The organism is Candidatus Nanogingivalaceae bacterium, assembly GCA_015257795.3.
Taxonomy (GTDB): Bacteria; Patescibacteriota; Saccharimonadia; order Saccharimonadales; family Saccharimonadaceae; genus Nanogingivalis.
Map to the genome: position 1 here is coordinate 455,278 of CP072208.2, position 17,610 is coordinate 472,887.

The 17,610-nt window shown below is 38.2% G+C and carries 15 protein-coding genes, 2 tRNA genes and 3 rRNA genes; 6 read left to right on the top strand and 14 right to left on the bottom strand.

Translation table 11 applies throughout. From position 1 onward, the window contains the following. Positions 1 to 16 precede the first annotated feature (16 nt). The 6 genes from rrf to HXK94_002405 all read right to left on the bottom strand — a co-directional run bounded on the left by rrf (position 17) and on the right by HXK94_002405 (position 7,514). Positions 17 to 125 (bottom strand): 5S ribosomal RNA (gene rrf / locus HXK94_002385). 190 nt (positions 126 to 315) lie between these two features. Beyond that, positions 316 to 3,437: ribosomal RNA gene (locus HXK94_03455) — 23S ribosomal RNA — on the bottom strand. 361 nt (positions 3,438 to 3,798) lie between these two features. Beyond that, a tRNA-Ile gene (locus HXK94_03460) sits at positions 3,799 to 3,875 on the bottom strand. A 53-nt stretch (positions 3,876 to 3,928) separates the two neighbouring features. Beyond that, positions 3,929 to 4,005, bottom strand: a tRNA-Ala gene (locus tag HXK94_002395). 259 nt (positions 4,006 to 4,264) lie between these two features. Then, positions 4,265 to 5,792: ribosomal RNA gene (locus tag HXK94_002400) — 16S ribosomal RNA — on the bottom strand. Together the 16S, 23S and 5S rRNA genes with 2 tRNA genes alongside form the textbook arrangement of a ribosomal RNA operon. A gap of 210 nt (positions 5,793 to 6,002) precedes the next feature. Next, entirely contained in the window at positions 6,003 to 7,514 is a 1,512-nt protein-coding gene (locus HXK94_002405) for a lysine--tRNA ligase (protein QTI96101.1), read from the bottom strand. Positions 7,515 to 7,643: 129 nt separating this feature from the next. On the opposite strand from HXK94_002405, the gene HXK94_002410 reads away from it, so the two are divergent. Beyond that, positions 7,644 to 7,781, top strand: coding sequence for a hypothetical protein (locus HXK94_002410; protein QTI96102.1), 138 nt, complete (start codon positions 7,644 to 7,646; stop codon positions 7,779 to 7,781). Positions 7,782 to 7,889: 108 nt separating this feature from the next. After that, positions 7,890 to 8,192 (top strand): hypothetical protein, encoded by a 303-nt coding sequence (locus HXK94_002415; GenBank protein ID QTI96103.1) that lies wholly within the window; start codon positions 7,890 to 7,892, stop codon positions 8,190 to 8,192. An 89-nt stretch (positions 8,193 to 8,281) separates the two neighbouring features. Here the strand turns inward: HXK94_002415 and HXK94_002420 are convergent, their stop codons facing one another. The 8 genes from HXK94_002420 to HXK94_002455 all read right to left on the bottom strand — a co-directional run bounded on the left by HXK94_002420 (position 8,282) and on the right by HXK94_002455 (position 14,413). Continuing rightward, complete coding sequence (locus HXK94_002420) at positions 8,282 to 9,760, bottom strand: IS1182 family transposase (protein ID QTI96104.1); 1,479 nt, start codon at positions 9,758 to 9,760, stop codon at positions 8,282 to 8,284. A gap of 135 nt (positions 9,761 to 9,895) precedes the next feature. Next, positions 9,896 to 10,033 carry a hypothetical protein gene (locus HXK94_002425; GenBank protein QTI96105.1) on the bottom strand — a complete coding sequence of 46 codons (138 nt, stop codon included), beginning with the start codon at positions 10,031 to 10,033 and terminating at the stop codon, positions 9,896 to 9,898. A 126-nt stretch (positions 10,034 to 10,159) separates the two neighbouring features. Beyond that, positions 10,160 to 10,303, bottom strand: coding sequence for a hypothetical protein (locus HXK94_002430; protein QTI96106.1), 144 nt, complete (start codon positions 10,301 to 10,303; stop codon positions 10,160 to 10,162). 17 nt (positions 10,304 to 10,320) lie between these two features. Continuing rightward, a complete protein-coding gene (locus tag HXK94_002435; protein ID QTI96107.1) occupies positions 10,321 to 10,734 on the bottom strand; it encodes a hypothetical protein in 414 nt (137 codons plus the stop codon). Between the two features lie 311 nt (positions 10,735 to 11,045). Then, a complete protein-coding gene (locus tag HXK94_002440; protein QTI96108.1) occupies positions 11,046 to 11,690 on the bottom strand; it encodes a recombinase family protein in 645 nt (214 codons plus the stop codon). A gap of 107 nt (positions 11,691 to 11,797) precedes the next feature. Then, positions 11,798 to 12,028: a hypothetical protein gene (locus HXK94_002445; protein QTI96109.1), complete on the bottom strand. Its 231-nt coding sequence runs from the start codon at positions 12,026 to 12,028 to the stop codon at positions 11,798 to 11,800. Between the two features lie 15 nt (positions 12,029 to 12,043). Then, positions 12,044 to 13,183, bottom strand: a complete 1,140-nt coding sequence (locus tag HXK94_002450) for a hypothetical protein (GenBank protein QTI96110.1) — start codon at positions 13,181 to 13,183, stop codon at positions 12,044 to 12,046. 132 nt (positions 13,184 to 13,315) lie between these two features. Continuing rightward, the gene (locus tag HXK94_002455; GenBank protein ID QTI96111.1) at positions 13,316 to 14,413 is read right to left on the bottom strand and encodes a hypothetical protein; all 1,098 of its coding nucleotides are present in this window, start codon (positions 14,411 to 14,413) and stop codon (positions 13,316 to 13,318) included. Positions 14,414 to 14,544: 131 nt separating this feature from the next. Here HXK94_002455 and HXK94_002460 point away from each other — a divergent pair, with 131 nt between their 5' ends. The 4 genes from HXK94_002460 (at position 14,545) to HXK94_002475 (ending at position 17,565) form a co-directional block, all read left to right on the top strand. Continuing rightward, positions 14,545 to 14,805 (top strand): hypothetical protein, encoded by a 261-nt coding sequence (locus tag HXK94_002460; protein ID QTI96112.1) that lies wholly within the window; start codon positions 14,545 to 14,547, stop codon positions 14,803 to 14,805. A gap of 9 nt (positions 14,806 to 14,814) precedes the next feature. Further along, the gene (locus tag HXK94_002465) at positions 14,815 to 15,018 is read left to right on the top strand and encodes a hypothetical protein (protein ID QTI96113.1); all 204 of its coding nucleotides are present in this window, start codon (positions 14,815 to 14,817) and stop codon (positions 15,016 to 15,018) included. A gap of 157 nt (positions 15,019 to 15,175) precedes the next feature. Further along, positions 15,176 to 15,343 carry a hypothetical protein gene (locus HXK94_002470; protein QTI96114.1) on the top strand — a complete coding sequence of 56 codons (168 nt, stop codon included), beginning with the start codon at positions 15,176 to 15,178 and terminating at the stop codon, positions 15,341 to 15,343. A gap of 2 nt (positions 15,344 to 15,345) precedes the next feature. Next, a complete protein-coding gene (locus HXK94_002475; GenBank protein ID QTI96115.1) occupies positions 15,346 to 17,565 on the top strand; it encodes a type IV secretion system DNA-binding domain-containing protein in 2,220 nt (739 codons plus the stop codon). Positions 17,566 to 17,610 lie beyond the last annotated feature (45 nt).

Genomic DNA, 17,610 nt, shown 5'->3' on the forward strand with positions numbered 1-17,610 from the left:
GGAGGAGTTTTTTATAATTCGGCACCGTGCTATTTTCCCGCTTTCGCAGTATGCTCGCCGCTACTGGGCTTAACTTCTGTGTTCGGAATGAGAACAGGTGTTTCCCCAGCGCCATGGGCACCGAAATAAGGTTTTGTGCTTCAACTCGCCACAAATTCCTAAGCGGTGAGCCAAAACCTCGTTTCGATGTCCTTGGTATTATTTGGTAATGCCAAGATTTTAGATTGACTAGCGATTATCCTTGATAATCACCAAACACTAGTTAAGTCTACCATATTCACGCCAATAATACAAGATTATTTTAGTGAATATGGACATAAAAAGGCGATTGGACTATTAGTACGCTTTGGCTAGCCTGTTACCAGGTTTACACCTTGCGCCTATCAAACAGATCATCTTTCTGTGTCCTCATGGGATTCCTAATCTTGGAGTCAGTTTCGCGCTTAATATGCTTTCAGCGCTTATCTTAACCGAACATAGCTACTCGACACTGCAGCAGGTGGCCACAATCGATACACCAGAGGTTCGTTCATCTCGGTCCTCTCGTACTAGAGACAAATCTCCTCAAGAATCCTTACGTCCATGCCGGATATAAACCGAACTGTCTCACGACGTTCTGAACCCAGCTCGCGTACCACTTTAATCGGCGAACAGCCGAACCCTTGGAAGGTGCTCCCCTCCAGGATGTGATGAGCCGACATCGAGGTGCCAAACCGCGCCGTCTATGTGAACTATTGGGCGCGATAAGCCTGTTATCCCCAGGGTAACTTTTATCCGTGTGCGCTGTCGATCCCACATTCAATGAACAATGTTCTTACAGCGGGTCACTTGCTCCGTGTTTCCACTCTGGTCGAATTGTAATTCTCGCAGTCAAGCTGGCTTTTGCGCATGCACTATCACTTCGATTTCCATCCGAAGCTAGCCAACCTTTGAACGCCTCCGCTACTCTTTAGGAGGCAACCGCCCCAGTTAAACTACCCACCATACACGGTCCCATTACCGGATAACGGAAATGGTAAGACAAAGACTACATCAAGGGTGGTATTTCACCTGTGGCTCCACAAATACTGGCGTATCTGCTTCAAAGCCTCCCACCTATGCTACACATGATGTAACCCGTGTCAATGTAAAGCTGTAGTAAAGCTCCATGGGGTCTTCTCGTCCTGGCATGGACAGACGGCATCTTTACCGCCAATGCACTTTCACCGAGTCCTTCGCCGAGACAGTGCCCACATGATTACTCCATTCGTGCGGGTCAGAACTTACCTGACAAGGAATTTCGCTACCTTAGGACGGTTATAGTTACCGCCGCCGTTCACTGGGGCTTCAGTTCGCACCGTAAAGCACTCCCCTTAACCTTCCAGCACTGGGCAGGAGTCAGCCCCTATACATCCACTTTCGTGTTAGCAGAGACCTGTGTTTTTGGTAAACAGTTCCGTGGGCTCTTTTGCTGCGGCCTCCGCATCGTTTGACACGAGGTTGCCGCGTTCCAAGCTAAGCCATTTGACTTGTCTATCTCGGTAAAGAAGTTTAAGATACTCATATATACCATTAATCTTAACCTAATTGCTTGAAACACGACTCGCATCGAATGATGCGGAGGCAGACCTTATCCCGAAGTTACGGTCGCTGTTTTGCCGAGTTCCTTAGCGAAGGGTCTCTCGTAAGCCTGAGTCTACTCGACTCGAGCACCTGTGTTGGTTTGCGGTACGGGCGGCTATAACCACGCGTATATCTGCTTTTCTAGCCAGTACTTTCATCAAAATCGTTAATCCGTAGATTAACTTTCACTCCTTTTGCGTTCCCGCTAAGTTGGACGGATATATACCAATAATCCGCTTCGACTAATTTACCGTACACAGTATACAAATTATAACCGGTTCAGGAATATTAACCTGATGTCCATCGCCTACGCTGCTACGCCTCGGCTTAGGCCCGACTAACCCAGGGATTATTACAGTAGCCCTGGAAACCTCGCTCTTACGGCCGAAAGGATTCTCACCTTTCTTATGGTTACTCATTCCAGCATTCTCACTTCCTAACGCTCCACCCAACCTTACGATTGAGCTTCACTGCCGATAGGAACGCTCCTCTACCACTCCGTTAAACCCGTAGGAATAACGAAATCCATATCTTCGGTATAACACTTTAGCCCCGTTACATTTTCCACGCAAAATCTCTTGACGAGTGAGCTGTTACGCACTCTTTAAATGAATGGCTGCTTCTAAGCCAACATCCTCGCTGTTTAAGAAATTTCACCTTGTTTCCCACTTAGTGTTAATTTAGGGACCTTAGATGATGGTCTGGGCTGTTTCCCTTTTGAGCACCGAGCTTAGCCCCGATGTTCTAACTGCCATGGTACCACCAACGGTATTCGTAGTTTGTTAACGGTGGGTACAGTTGCCCGCCCCAGTCGTTTACAGAGCTCTACCCCCGTTGGCTATATTACATGACGCTAGCCCTAAAGCTATTTCGAGGAGAACCAGCTATCTCCGAGTTCGATTGGCATTTCACCGCTAACCACAAGTCATCCAAATGCTTTACTGCGCAAACTGGTTCGGTCCTTCACTGCGTGTTACCGCAGCTTCAACCTGCTCATGGTTAGGTCACCCGGTTTCGGGTCTAATCCCATACACTTATCGCCCTATTCAGGCTCGCTTTCACTGTGGCTCCGTCACTTGACTTAACCTGGCGCATGAAATTAACTCGCTGGATCGTTCTACAAAAAGCACGCCGTCACCGGACAAGCCAGCTCCGACTCCTTGTAGGCACACAATTTCAGGTTCTATTTCACTCCCCTCCCGGGGTTCTTTTCACCTTTCCATCGCTGTACTAGTTCACTATCGATCGTATATTATATTTAGCCTTGGCTGGTGGTCCAGCCGGATTCAAACAGGGTTTCTCGTGCCCCGTCCTACTCGAAAAAACATATATAAGGTCTGCGTCGTTTTCGCGTACACGGCTTTCACGTTCTTTGGCTAGTCATTCAAACTATTCTGCTAACCACGCAAATTTCTTACCTTACTAAAAGTTGATAGCCTTTTATCGCAAGTCAGACTACTCAATAAAATTAAGTATTCTGACTTGGTCTTATGTTATTTCACAACCCCTTATTAAGTATTCGCCTATCAGCTTATCTACAAAAGTAGAAACTTAAAAGGTTTGGGCTCTTCCAGTTTCGCTCGCCACTACTCCCAGAATCATTATTTATTTTCTCTTCCTCACCCTACTAAGATGTTTCAGTTCAGGTGGTTCCCACTACACAACCTATGTATTCAGTTGAGAGCAACACGACATGACTCGTGCTGGGTTTCCCCATTCGGAAATCTCCGGATCAAAGCTTGTTGACAGCTACCCGAAGCTTATCGCAGTCTTCCACGTCCTTCATCGGTAATATACGTCTAGGCATCCATTGTGTGCCCTTGAGTACCTTTTTATGCATTGACTTAACTAGTAATTGGTAACAACCAAATACTTGCCGTCAATCTTAAATTCTTATCTTCTTTTACATCACCAAATTGTTAAATTTCTCGCTCCCATTTTAAGAGCAAAATTATAAATTCAATCTTACAAAGATTCGAACTTATCATCCTGATCTCAAACGCTTTACTATTATATATTTTTGAATATTTTTTGTCAATAGTTTTTTATCATTTTATTGACTTTTTAGCCAGAGGTTCAGGATGAACGTTCGCAAGTGATTACTATTATATATCATTTTATTTTTGAATGCAAGAGTTTTTGGATGTTTTTTTAATTTTTCGCAATAAATAAAAACACTCCCACTTGGGAGTTCTATGGTGGGCGATGAGGGACTTGAACCTCCGACCTCGTCATTATCAGTGACGCGCTCTAACCAGCTGAGCTAATCGCCCATATTCGGCTTTTTGCCAAAGAGAATTTTCGAAAAAGATTCAAAAACTTTCTTTGGTGGAGATACAGGGACTCGAACCCTGGACCCCCTGCTTGCAAAGCAGGTGCTCTAGCCAACTGAGCTATATCCCCAGATTTTTAATGAATACTATAATAGTATATATTATTTATTAATAAAATGCAAGGGTTTTTTCTTATTAATAAAAATAGCCGATCTTTCGAAAGGCTATTTAATTTTAACAACTTAATTGTGCAATCTATCTCAGTCTGCGGTAAACTTTAGTCTTGCCTTTACAGGCTGAATTCGAAAGTAAAATTTACAGAAACTTTCGAAAAGACCGACCTAGCTTCAAAGGTTGATTTCTCGAACCTTTGGCATAACTCTCCCTAGAAAGGAGGTAATCCATCCGCACCTTCCGGTACGGATACCTTGTTACGACTTAACCCCAATCATCCCTCCCACCTTAGGCCGACGAATCGGACTTCGGGTGTTAGTGACTTTCATGGTTTGACGGGCGGTGTGTACAAGACCCGGGAACGTATTCACCGCAGCATGCTGATCTGCGATTACTAGCGATTCCGACTTCATGCAGGCGAGTTTCAGCCTACAATCCGAACTGGGACTAGCTTTGATGCGATTTGCTTCACCTCGCGGCTTCGCTGCGCATTGTACTAGCCATTGTATCACGTTTCTAGCCCAGGACGTAAGGGAAATACTGACCTGACGTCATCCCCTCCTTCCTCCCCGTTGCCGGGGCAGTCTCAGTAGAAAAATACAACTACTGACAAGGGTTGCGCTCGTTGATGGACTTAACCAAACATCTCACGACACGAGCTGACGACGGCCATGCATCACCTGTCACTTGGCTCTTAAAAAGCACTCTCTCATTTCTGAAAGATTCCAAGGATGTCAAGACCTGGTAAGGTTTATCGGTTATCATCGAATTAAAGAACATGATCCACCGCTTGTGCGGGTCCCCGTCAATTCCTTTATGTTTTAATCTTGCGATCGTACTCCACAGGCGGGATACTTAACGCGTTAGCTTCGCTACTCAGGGGGTCGATACCCCAAACAGCTAGTATCCATCGTTTACGGCGTGGACTACCCGGGTATCTAATCCGGTTCGCTCCCCACGCTTTCGTGCCTCAGTGTCAGAAACAGCCCAGTAGCCTGCCTACGCCATCGGTGTTCCTTCTAATATCTACGGATTTCACTCCTACACTAGAAATTCCAGCTACCTCTTCTGCTCTCGAGTTCAACAGTTCGAATAATAGTCTGAATGGTTGAGCCACCAGATTTCACTATTCGCTTATCGAACCACCTACGCAACTCTTTACGCCCAGTCACTCCGGATAACGCTCGGATCCTACGTATGACCGCGGCTGCTGGCACGTAGTTAGCCGATCCTTATTCATAAGTTACTGTCATAATCCTCACTTATAAAAGCAGTTTACAACCCGAAGGCCTTCATCCTGCACGCGGCGTTGCTCCATCAGGCTTTCGCCCATTGTGGAAGATTCCTCACTGCTGCCTCCCGTAGGAGTCTGGACCGTGTCTCAGTTCCAGTCTGACTGATCATCCTCTCAAACCAGTTAAAGATCGTCGACTTGGTAGGCCATTACCCCACCAACTATCTAATCTTACGCAGGCCGTTCCCAAAGCGCCCGAAGGCTTTAATCCGAAGACCATATGCGGTATTAGCACACCTTTCGATGCGTTATCCCTCACTTTGGGGTACGTTCCCACGCGTTACTCAGCCGTCCGCCGCTCGCCGACATTTTACACAAAATTCTTGAATAAATCTTCTCTTCAAACCAGAAGCTTCCAGAATTCAGTGTAAAACTCGCTGCCGCTCGACTTGCATGTGTTAGGCACGCCGCCAGCGTTAATCCTGAGCCAGGATCAAACTCTCCATAAAAAGAATTATCAAATTGATAATCTATAAAATAGACTGACGATAAATTTGCACAATTAAATTGTTAAAGTATTCGCTAAACTCCATTCACTCATTTTTGTTTAACGCTCTACTATTTTACCTAATTTTTAAAGTATTGTCAACACTTTTTTATTACTTTTTTATTTTTATTTCAAAATAAATAGGTCGAGCCTGCACTCAACCTATTATATATTATATATTTAGTCCTGGATAAATATCTTTTGTCGTCTCTGAAACTTCATGTTTTAATTGAGGGAATGGTACACCTTCACGAGCCGTAACACCTTCAAAAATCCAAAAGACTCGTTCAGAATACCCCATTCCACAAGCAGGTGGCATTCCATACTCAAGCATTTCAACATAGTCTATATCTAACATCATTGCTTCCTCGTCACCATCATCTCGCATCTTCTGCTGCTCAACAAAACGATTTAACTGATCGATTGGATCATTCAACTCGCTAAACAAGTTACAAAGCTCAGAACCAGCAATCACAACTTGTGCCCGTTGTGTCATTTCCGGAGAATCTGAATGAGTCTTCGCAAGAGGTGAAATGAATGTTGGGGTATTGACCAGCCAAATCGGTCCTGTTACATCTTTTCGAATATTTTTCCAAAGCTTATCAATTCCACGAGCTTTATTTTCAGTTTGCTCGATTTCTAAATTATTAGCTTTCAAAGCGGCTTTAACCTCTTCGAGCGAACAAGTGTAAGGATTCAATCCGTATCGTTTTTCAATAGTTTCAGCATAATCCCATTCTTCCCACTTTTTCGAAAGATCCACATCAAACTTACCAAGCTTAAATTGCAAAGTGCCAAAAGTCTGCTCTAGAACATATTTGAACATTTCTTCTTGGAATTTCAAACCATCTCGCCAATCCCAATAGGCCGCATACCATTCCATGGCAATATGTTCAGGTAAATGTTCATCAGAATAGTTCTCATTTCGAAAACGCGGACCAAGGTCATAAACCTTTTCGAAACCAGCTCCAAGCAAACGCTTTAGAGGAAGTTCGTGACTAATTCGAAGATAGAATTGTGCGCTATCTAGCGCATCCATATGCGTAACAAACGGATTTGCATCGGCTCCACCAGTAGTGTGCTCAAGGACAGGAATATTAATCTCAAGAAAACCTCGGCTATTCAAAAAGTCTCGTGTTGCTTTCCAGAATTTTGAACGACGCACAAAACGGTCGCGAACGTCAAGATTTACGTTCATATCCACATATCGTCTTCGAAAACGTTCTTCCTTATTGGTAAAACCATCTTGCTTTGTTGGCATTGGTCGCAATGATTTTGAAAGAAGTTTTAGTTCATAAGTTTCAATTGAAATTTCACCAGTTTTTGAACGAATTACTTTTCCGTCAGCTTGAACAAAATCACCAACATCAAGCAAATTCAAATTTTTTAAACCTATTAGGTTTTTCTCTTTTGAAGTTTCAGCTAAATTTTGCGCCGTAATAAATAGCTGTATTTTTCCTGAAAAGTCGCGCAAAACAATAAAGGCAATTTTACCAAATTTTCGAATACCGGCAATTCGCCCAGCAATTTTCACTTCTTGGCCTTCCATATCTTCAAAGTTAGCAACAATCTCACCAGCCATTGCTGTTCTTTCTGTTTCTGCAGGATATGGGTTTAAACCAAGACTTTTAATCTCTTCTAGTTTTCGTAGTCGCTCTTCGCGTAGTTCTTTCATTGTAGCCATAATTAACTATTATTTTAGCACATTTTCGAAACTTTTGCCAATTTTCATAAAATCTATTGACTTTTTTAAAAAATAATGTTATTATGTAAATCTATTTAGTCCTTGCGACGTTAAACACGAGGTAATGCTATGGCAAATCTGAATCGTTCTTTCCAATCTTCTACTTCTAATGTACTGGTAAGCCAAGGTTCTTCGAAAAAGAAAACTTCACAAACAGCAGCGCAACCAAAGGACGGTCGCGAACTTGAGTTCTGGCCAGAGCATTAGAAGTCGTAGCTCTCGAAATTTCGAGGGCTTTTAATTTGACTTTTTATACCTTTTGTGTTATTATAATAATATCCCACAGTCGAGAGACTTAAAATCTAGGAGTGTAATATGAATATTACAAGTACATCTACAAGTACATCTACAAGTACATTTGCTGTTGGTGATATTGTGCAGATTCTATATTCAAAGAATCCTGCAGGCAACTGTTGTATCGCTGTCGCTACAATAAGTGAAATACACGATACTTATGTTAAAGTAATTGATATTCGCTTTTTTACTGGTAACGCAGTTATGAAAGCTACTAGCAATGAAACAACACCGACTATTTTGAGCAAAATTGCTTTCTCAAGGATCTCAAAAATTTCAGAAGGAGAATACTTGAGAGATATGTACCTGTGCTCATATGAGTAATTGAAATACAGAAAAACTCATAAACTAAAAAACCCGCTAGAGGACAGCCTGACACTCAGCACTCTAAAAATAATCTGAGTTCACGCATCTTACAAGCACGTTAAAAGACGGTTCAAATGAACCGTCTCAGAATGAAGACAAACATCGTTTTTGATGTTTGTCTTTTTTATATTCTTACCTAATTCTCCTATAATCCAATAATATTGAGATATTTGGGTAAAATTATAGGTCTTTCCTGTCATCATTTTTACCAATTTTTTGATATTTAGACACGCTAAAGTAAGCCCAACCTTAGCTTCCATTTTGGACTTTCCTTTTTCTCTGGTATAACGTAAGTTATGATATTCTTTAGCTGTTCCGAATAACCGTTCTATCGTTTCTTTCCGGTGTTGATACCGTTCTTTCATACCACTTTGATGGCGAATATCTTCACAGACTTCTAGGGCATCTTTCCAAATATGACGCACAACAACTTTTTGGTGCTGGCGACTTTCAGTACAAATCGCTAACAAGGGACAGGTCTTACAAATTTTAGGATTACTTTTATACTCTCGATAACCTTCACGTGTGGTTGTACGATAAGTTAATACATGGTTCTCTGGACAAAGATAACAATCAAAATGCTCGTCATAGACAAAGTCTTTTGGACGTAAAAAATCTTTCTTACCTCTTGGTCTAGTGTAAGGGAAAACTGGTGTAATCCCTTTTTCTAGAAGAAACTTGGCAATACTAGGTGTTTTATAGCCTGAATCCGCAATAATGAATTCAGGTGAGAATGGTTCTAGTTTGACAAAAAGAGCAGAGAAAGCCTGACTATCATGGATGTTTCCTGCTTCAACCGTATAAGCTAAGGCCCAACCGTGTTTATCACAAGCTACTTGAGCATTGTAAGCGAAGACCTCCTTATGTTCTCCCTTATGAAACCAACCACTGTCTGGGTCCGTCGTTGATTGTTTCTTAGGTTTAGCCTCGCTTTTTTCGGCGGGCTTTAAGAGCTTTTTTGCGTGTTTTTTCCTATCTAAATTAATCTCAATCTCCAGTTGTTCACTCATGAATTTAGCTTTTTGATCAATAACAACAGTTTTGTACTTATGATTATTAGCAGCTGCCTTGATATGGGTCCCATCAATGAAGATTTCTGAGGGATCAATGAGCCCTGCTTCCAAAACATGATGAAGCACATGACTAAAAATGTGTGCTAACACTTCCTTGTTTTCAAAGCGTCGGCTATAGTTCTTACCGTAAGTTGTAAAATGAGGCACCTTATCGTCCAGAGATAAGCCAAGAAACCAACGGTAAGCCGTATTCACCTCAATATCTTTAATGGTTTGGCGCATAGAACGAATGCCATAAAAACATTGAATCAACGGAATTTTAACTAATAAAACAGGGTCTAGACTAGGGCGACCATTATCCGAGGAATAACTATCTTCGACAAGATCATAAATAAAAGAGAAATCAATCGTTTCCTCGACTTTTCTTAGAAAATGGTCTTTAGGCACAAGTTCATCAAGCGTATAGAATCCTACTTGACGTCGATTGTATTCAGGATTTTCTTTGTGAAACATAGGAACACCTCATCAAATACCTTTTTCTTTTATTATACTCCTTCAAAGCAAGAAAAATCCCCAGAAGTATAACTTCTGAGGACTTTGTCTTCAATCTGAGACGGTTCAAATGAACCGTCTTTTTCATGTATTCAACTATCGTTCACTAAAGGAGATTTTAAAATTATACATTGTACAATTAGGATTTTTACAAACTTTTATAACTTTACCACGTGCAGCATCTTCTGCATAAAACCATAAAACTTCGTTACATTTTGTGCATCTTTCAGTCATATTTGTCCTCCTATAGTTTATTACCACAGTTACAACACCGTTCTGGTCGGTCGCTTGTTTTTCGCCCGCAGGTTGGGCATTCAATAGTTGCTGTAAGAATTTTTTTAACTTGTTTAATCATAATGATTACCATCCAGATTTCTTTTGACAAGTTCCATAATTGCAGTTATGGTAAGAAAGATTGTGGTAAATAGCTTCTTTACACCAATCACATTTATTACCGCTTAAAGCTCGTTCACAAGCACAATACCATTCATTAGGGTTTCCCATTACGATTCCTCCTTGTTTTATATTTTAAGTCCAAAGTTTCTCGCCCATTCTTCCAAAGTTAGCCCACTCTGTGTTGATAAATCTAAAAGAGCCATTTCTATTTTCGCACGCCCCCCTTCGACTTCCGTTTTCCATCGTAAAGCTTCCTCTAGGTTTGGTATGACCACTTCTAATCTTCTTACAAATCTTTCGGTATCTTCTTTTTCTCGAAAAAGTTGCTTGTATTCATCATGATTTGCGGAACCTAGCTTTCCTCCAATTTCATTGAGGTCAGCTAAAAGTTCATAACGGATATTTTGGGCTGTTTCTAGCACTCTTCTAGCTAGTTCTAATTTTTCGTTGTATTCCTTTGTAGCAGACTCATTTGCTTGTATTTTAAACCATAAAATTCCACCAGTAATCGCAATTACTAATAACATCAAAAAAGCCATATTTTCTCCTTAACAAAACCTCTAAGTATTTGTAGCACATTAAAAATCGTATTTATCTTAATACGAAAAACCTCCTTTTTTTATTTTCACTCAAAAATCCCTGCTACAATAGGGGTGAGTTTGTTTTAGCGAACGGTCGTTTGTTAAAACAATCAAAGTTACCAATAAAAATATTTAAAATGCTGATTTGACAAGGTTTATAGGCTCTGTCAGGTTGGCATTTTTTGATTTTTCATTGTTTTAGTTGACGACCGTTTACTAAAACTGTTGATAGGTTAAATTTACTATTTTTCTAAGGAATTGTCAATCAATTATAGATGATTTTTTCTATTTATTTGAATACCATTGCGCTTTAGTACATTATAAATAGTTGCGGTAGAAATATTCAGCTGATTGGCTATATTTCGAACAGAATTTTCTTTTTGCTGGTATTGTGCAATAATTTGCTTTTCTTTATCTTTCGCTATTCCTTTATTACCAAGTTTCACACCTTTTTCTTTCGCTTTACGCAGTCCGTCTTTAGTACGTTCAGAAATAGCTTGAAGCTCCCATTCTGCAACATAACCCAGCATCAAGCAAAAGAATTTCCCAGTTAAAGAATCTGTTTCAATATTTTCATGAATTGATTGAAGATGAACACCATGTTTGGTTAAATCTTCCATAATAGCAGAGAGGTGAAACATCTTTCTGGTAAGTCTATCCAATTTATATACGACAAAATTTGTTTCAACTCCTTGTTTAGCATAATTCTTGGCTAATTTTAACGCTTTGTCAAGTTGTTGTCGCTCCTGATTTCCACCTGAGTCTTTTTCAATATAAAGCTTGTCACAGAAGTTAAGAGCTTCTGTTTGAACAGATAACCCTAATTCCTGACGATTATCTGTCGAGCTAACTCGGGCGTAACCTATGGTTATGGTTTCGATGTTTTCTAATTTGTTCTTGTGATGATTTGTCAAAATTTCTCCTTTCTTTACTATTGTAGCAGGGTGATTATATCTTTAGAAGAATGTTGAAATAAAAGAAAAGACCCACAATTTTTGTGAGTCTGAGAAGTTAGCGATTCCTACTTAATTAAACTTTTCTCCCAGGCGATTGCCTTTTCTTGAACTTTGAGCTCATATGAAGTTCTTTCTTCTAATTTCATATTTCTAATTTCTTCCTGAGCTTCTTGTAATAATTCCAGTTGTTTAATTGCTGGATAAAGGGCAGTTCCGATTATTCTTATTAACTCCTTGTTATCATCTAGTAATTTATTATGAGTTTGAGTAGTATTTAGGGCTTGTGTTTTAGACATGTCTATTCCTCTTTTCTAAAAATTATCATAAATAGTTTTCAAGAAATCAAAATCTTCATTAAGTAGATTATTGCTATGTTTAAGTGCTCGCACACGAATATCAGTCATATTATTGCGTACAACTCTCATATTGTAACTCAGTTGTTCAATAATTACAATACTTAGTGATTTTATTGTATTTTGCATAAAGTCACTATCCAGAAAATCTTTCTCGCCTATAAAAGTATTACTAAAATCATATTCCATGAATCCATAAAACTCCGTTTCTCTATTATTTATATTATCGCTCCCAATTCTAAAGATAATTTTTCTATGTTTATCAATCTTCAACTTTTTACTCGTTTTAGGGCTTTGAATCTCTTGGAATCGTTCATCGCTAACTTCATAACAGGTTTTATGGTTTAAGCTACTCTCAGAGAAAAATAATTCGTCATCAACAAACGATGAGTACATCTTATCTCTAGTATCAGAGGAATAAAAGTATAGACGTATATAAATTTCATCGTCTAATAATTTTTTCATTGCAAATTTAGTATCTTTCAATATATTTTTCAGAAAATTTTTCAAACCCTTGCAGTAAATTTTATCAAAAATAGTAATCATTTTAGTTGATAAAATCTTTAATAAAAACATTATACCATCTATATTCGAGGAAGCTGTTAGTTCATTGTTATTTTTTAATGCTTCCGTTGTGTTATATATTTCGTGAATAATAAGATTAGAAAACTCGTATTGATTAAAGGACTTATCCGTGTGCGTCAAATGAATTGTATTATTCTGAGTTAACCTTGAGCTATATTGTAACAACTCCTCTAATAGTTTATTCTTTTCTTTTACCTCGTTCCACTTTTTAATAAAAGAAAAGAATTGAGCAATAACTATAGCAGTCATAAAAATGATAGTCCATATTGCAAAAAATTCAGATACAGTTGTAGGTTGTTTGTTTGATATTTTTTCAATTTTAAATTCACTTAAATATCTAAAAAGATTCGATACCCAGTTTAGAAAATCAGTATTATCGATGATTAAAGTAAATAATCCAGAGATAAAACCTAATAATGTTATTGCTTTGAACGATAAAAAGTAATCTACAAAACTAAACCACTGATTTTTATCAGGAAAAAAATCTATAATAGAGTGAATCATTTTTTTCATTTTATATCTCCATTTCAAATATAAACCTAATTTCTTATCAACTTATTCTATCATAAAAGCGCTACGGACTCATTTGAAAACACTTACATCCAATGATTTTATTGAATTTATATCTGATTTCCGAATATTTTTTTACATAAAATACTTCTGTTCCATCAAACAAAAGAATACCAATTCATTTTTATTCATTTTTTCACCTGAACCCACCGTAAACTCTATTTTATCTTGTTTTGCGAAAGCTCTATTTTCTAGATAATTTACAATATTTTCTGTTAAGGTTATCATATCTTTCATTTTCGAAGCGGTATAGTCATAGCTGGCTTTTATAGACAAAGCAAAACTTTTAATCATAAAAATTTTATTAATAGCTTCTTTTGGTAAAAATCTATCCAAAGCTTTATAAAAATCTGCTTCGGATTGGCAAAATCCAGTAATTAAAGTTAATTTTGGGCTGTTCTCAAAGTTTTCTTCAATAAACTGTGTAATTCGTTCGTTGATGGTTTCGTTTTGAATTATTAAACCATTCTGGATAATTGGCATTTTAGAAATAGAATCTTGAATCAAAACTTTTAAAGTGGGTGAAAAGAGATTTTTATTATCGTTTAACGTTTCAGGCTTATATAAATCAAAATAAAAAATCTGCTGTTTGCTTTTTAAAGATTCTTCAATAGTTTTTCTATGTGAATATGGCATTAATAAAACCTCATTCTCAAGATATTTAAAAATGTGCTGGTTAATGATTTGCGTTTGTCTTAATTCTTCTGAGTTTTCGGAAGGAATATTCGAAAGATTTACCAAAAGAATGAAAAGGCTTGCCAAGTAAAGTTCATCTTCATGGCAATGATTAAGTAATTCTATTTTTTCGCTACCAAAAACAACGGTAGCTTTTTGGGTTTGGTTTAAAAGAGTTGATTTGATTTTAAAAACAGCTTGCCTATAATCAAAAGTTTCATCACGGTTTAAATCTTTCAAAACATCAGCTATCCTTTGGGATTGAAATCCTAAATCGCTAATTGGTAAAGCTTCTCGATAAAATTCTGGAACTTCTTCATCACCCGTAAAGAGGCGGTTACTGGAAACACGGTTAATTTCTGGAATAAATGAAATTTTAGGGTTGTTTTCACTCGCTAATCTATTCAAAATACTATTGACGAAATCTTCTTGGTTTCGTTTTTTCTTTTCAGATTTTTGCAAAATATAACAAAACCATCCTAATCTAAATTCGGTCACACGATTTCTCCTTGAGATTTCTGAGATTTTTTACCTGATGAATGAGATAAAAATATTCGCTACACTATAACCATAAACAAAGTCGACAATGTTTATAACATAAATTATATCAAAATCAAAGGAGAAATCTCATGAATCATATCCAAAAATCAACCCCAAAAGCAGAACTTTCTCAACTTGTTAATCCCTATCAGTTAAAAGTCGCCAAAACTCTAAGCGAAGCGATGGCAGATAATCAAGCCTTAGAGCTTCTAGCTAACGATATTTTATATAAAGTGGGCAATTTGGCACTTACTCAGTCTGAAATACTTAAAAATACTCCTGAAGCTAAAGAGTATACAGATTATATTCTTAAAGCATTCACTTATTATGCTACTGAAAAAATGAAATGAGGTAGCTTTATGATGGATTACTTTATAGCTTTTATAGTTATCGTTATTATTACTGTATTTCTTTGGGATTGGTTCGAAAAACCAAAACAAGCAAACGAAAAACACTGTAGCGAAGAAGAAATTGCTCTGGAGGAATTTCTGGAGAAACGGCAAGAAATCAATGAACTTTTCTTGGTTGCTAAAGCAGAAATGCGAAAAATTTCAAGAAAATAAAAGGACTGTTTAGACTAGACAAATGGTCAAAATATGTTGAAATATACTACTGTTTCATTGTTTAAATTTCATTCCAATCGCTCTTAAAACTGAAGGTAGCTAAATTTAACTTTTCACCAACTTTCTTGTATAAATATAGGCAGAAAGGAGACCAGCCATGAAAAAACTAATAGCATATATTCTTGGATTTGTTGCTTGTGCTTGGCTTATTAACTGGGCGTTGAAACTAATTCTGGAAGTTTGGTGGTTCTTGGTTTTGATGACGGCGGTCGTTTTCATCGGCTGGCTTACCTTTCGGATTATTAAAACTAAAGATTGGAGGTAGAGATGAAAAGAAAATTTGAAACACTATCTTGGAGTGAACTCAACTGGATGCGCCCGTTTAAAATAGATGATGTGAAATCTATGCTGGGTCAACTGGTGGGGTTAACTCGGCGTAAAGCGGTTATTTTTGAAATTCGATTATCTAAGAATCGCGTACGCTATCTATTAGGAACAGAAGAACAAGATAAGCGACATATCAGCCAACTAATTCAATCACACCGAGCTATTCAGTTTTCAAGAGCTCCTAAACGCGAAAAACTTTCGGTTGCACGGTTAGTGAACATCAAAGAATCTCACTATGCTTTAAAAACGGACTCTGTAGAAAACATGATACGTTCAAGCCTTGCAATTTCAAAAATACTTCAGCCAGATGAAACAGTAGTTGTTCAGTTGGTCATTGGTGCAGGCTCACCACCTCGGCCGCAGCCAAAAGATTTGCCGAATTTATCCGTTAAATGGTATCAAGTGATTACAAATAATATTCCTGAGCTTTCCGAAAACTCCAAAAAGCTGATGAAACAAAAATTAAACCAATCTACTTTTAAGTGTGAAATTCGTCTTGGTGTCCAATCTCGCAGTATTTTACGAACAAAAGAATTTTTTGATAGCTTGTTAAGTAGTTTTCGCATGATGGAATCAAATGCAACCATTGAATTAAAACCATTTGCTATCCAAAAACTAAATCAAGCACAACCTTCTTGGGCTTATCCCTATAGTTTGGGAATTTCAGACCTTGCTTGTTTTCTACTTCTACCAATTGGTGAAGAAAATATTGCAGGCGTGCCAAATGTTCACCCTAAATTAGTGACTCCGCCTTTGGGCTACAATATTAACCGAAAAAATCAGCGAAGTTTGGCGCAAACGGTTGAAAATCAATCAAGACCAATTCAAATTTCAGCACAAGCTGGCAAAAAGCACACCGTTTTTCTCGGCTCAACAGGTTGCGGGAAAACTACTGCCATGAGTCACTTGATTTTATCAGATATAAAATCTAAACATCATAGTGTAGTTGTGGTGGATGCCAAAGGTCAACTTACTCATGAACTTTTAGAGCGCACACCAACTGAACACGATGAAGATACAGTAGTCATTTCACCAACCACCAAACGAGTTGTTGGCATCAATCCTTTTGAACTCACCAAATATGGTATTGAACCCGAAGTTATCGCAGATTATCTACTGGAGCTATTTAAAGGGCTTTATCCTGAACATTTTGGAATTTACTCGCTGGACATTTTGTCACACAGTTTTCTAACGCTTGCTAGAATTCCAAATACCTCTTTAGTGATGTTACCAAGTTTGCTCACTAATAAGTCCTTTCGAAATAAACTATTAAGAGAGTTAAAAGACCCAATTGGACTGGAGAGCTTCTGGAACTGGTTTGAGCTACTCAGTGAAGCCCAACGTCACCAGATATTAAACCCCATTTTGAATAAATTCCGACAGTTTTTGCTTCGTCCGCAACTTCGGGCAATGTTGGGACAAACTAATCCAAATTTCAGTCTTGCAGAAATCTTCAAAAGCCGAAAAATCGTATTGATTCCACTAAATAAATCGGTAATCGGTTCAGAATCTGCGAAACTCATTGGTAGCCTCATCACTTCAATGCTCTGGATGTTAATTTTGCGCCAGTCGTCAGTTGAGCCAAGCAAACGCCAATCGGTCTTTATCTATATTGATGAAACACCAAGTTTCCTAGGAATCCCCAATTCTAACTTAGATGAAGCACTTTCACAATCTCGCCAATTTAATGTTGGCTGGAATATCGGCTTCCAGCATCTTGCACAGATGTCACCTCAGTTAAAAGCTGGTATTGAATCTAATGTTGCGAATAAAATTGTTTTTGGCTTAAATCTTGATGAAGCTCGCGAAATGGCAAAATATACTCTGGAGATTGATAAAGAAGATTTTTACAGTTTACCACCATTTTGGGCATATATTCGTACTGAAATTTCACAAAATACTTATCAATGGATTATTGGTAAAGCCTACCCACCTAAACCAAAAATTAGAGATAGTCGCACGCCATTTTTGAATAGCTTGAGCCGATACGGACAAGATATTTCAGAAATTGAAAGCCAATTTGAAAACTACATTTTTGAAAAATCTGCTTCAAAAAATGAAGATTCTAATCAAAAATTAACAGATTTAGGGAGGAAAAAGCGTTCCAATCGCTCTTCGAATCGTGTTGATGAAGAAAAATCTTCCACCCCTGACAAATAAAGGTTTTCAGGATTTTTACTCACACGACTTACTCCGTAACTAAGC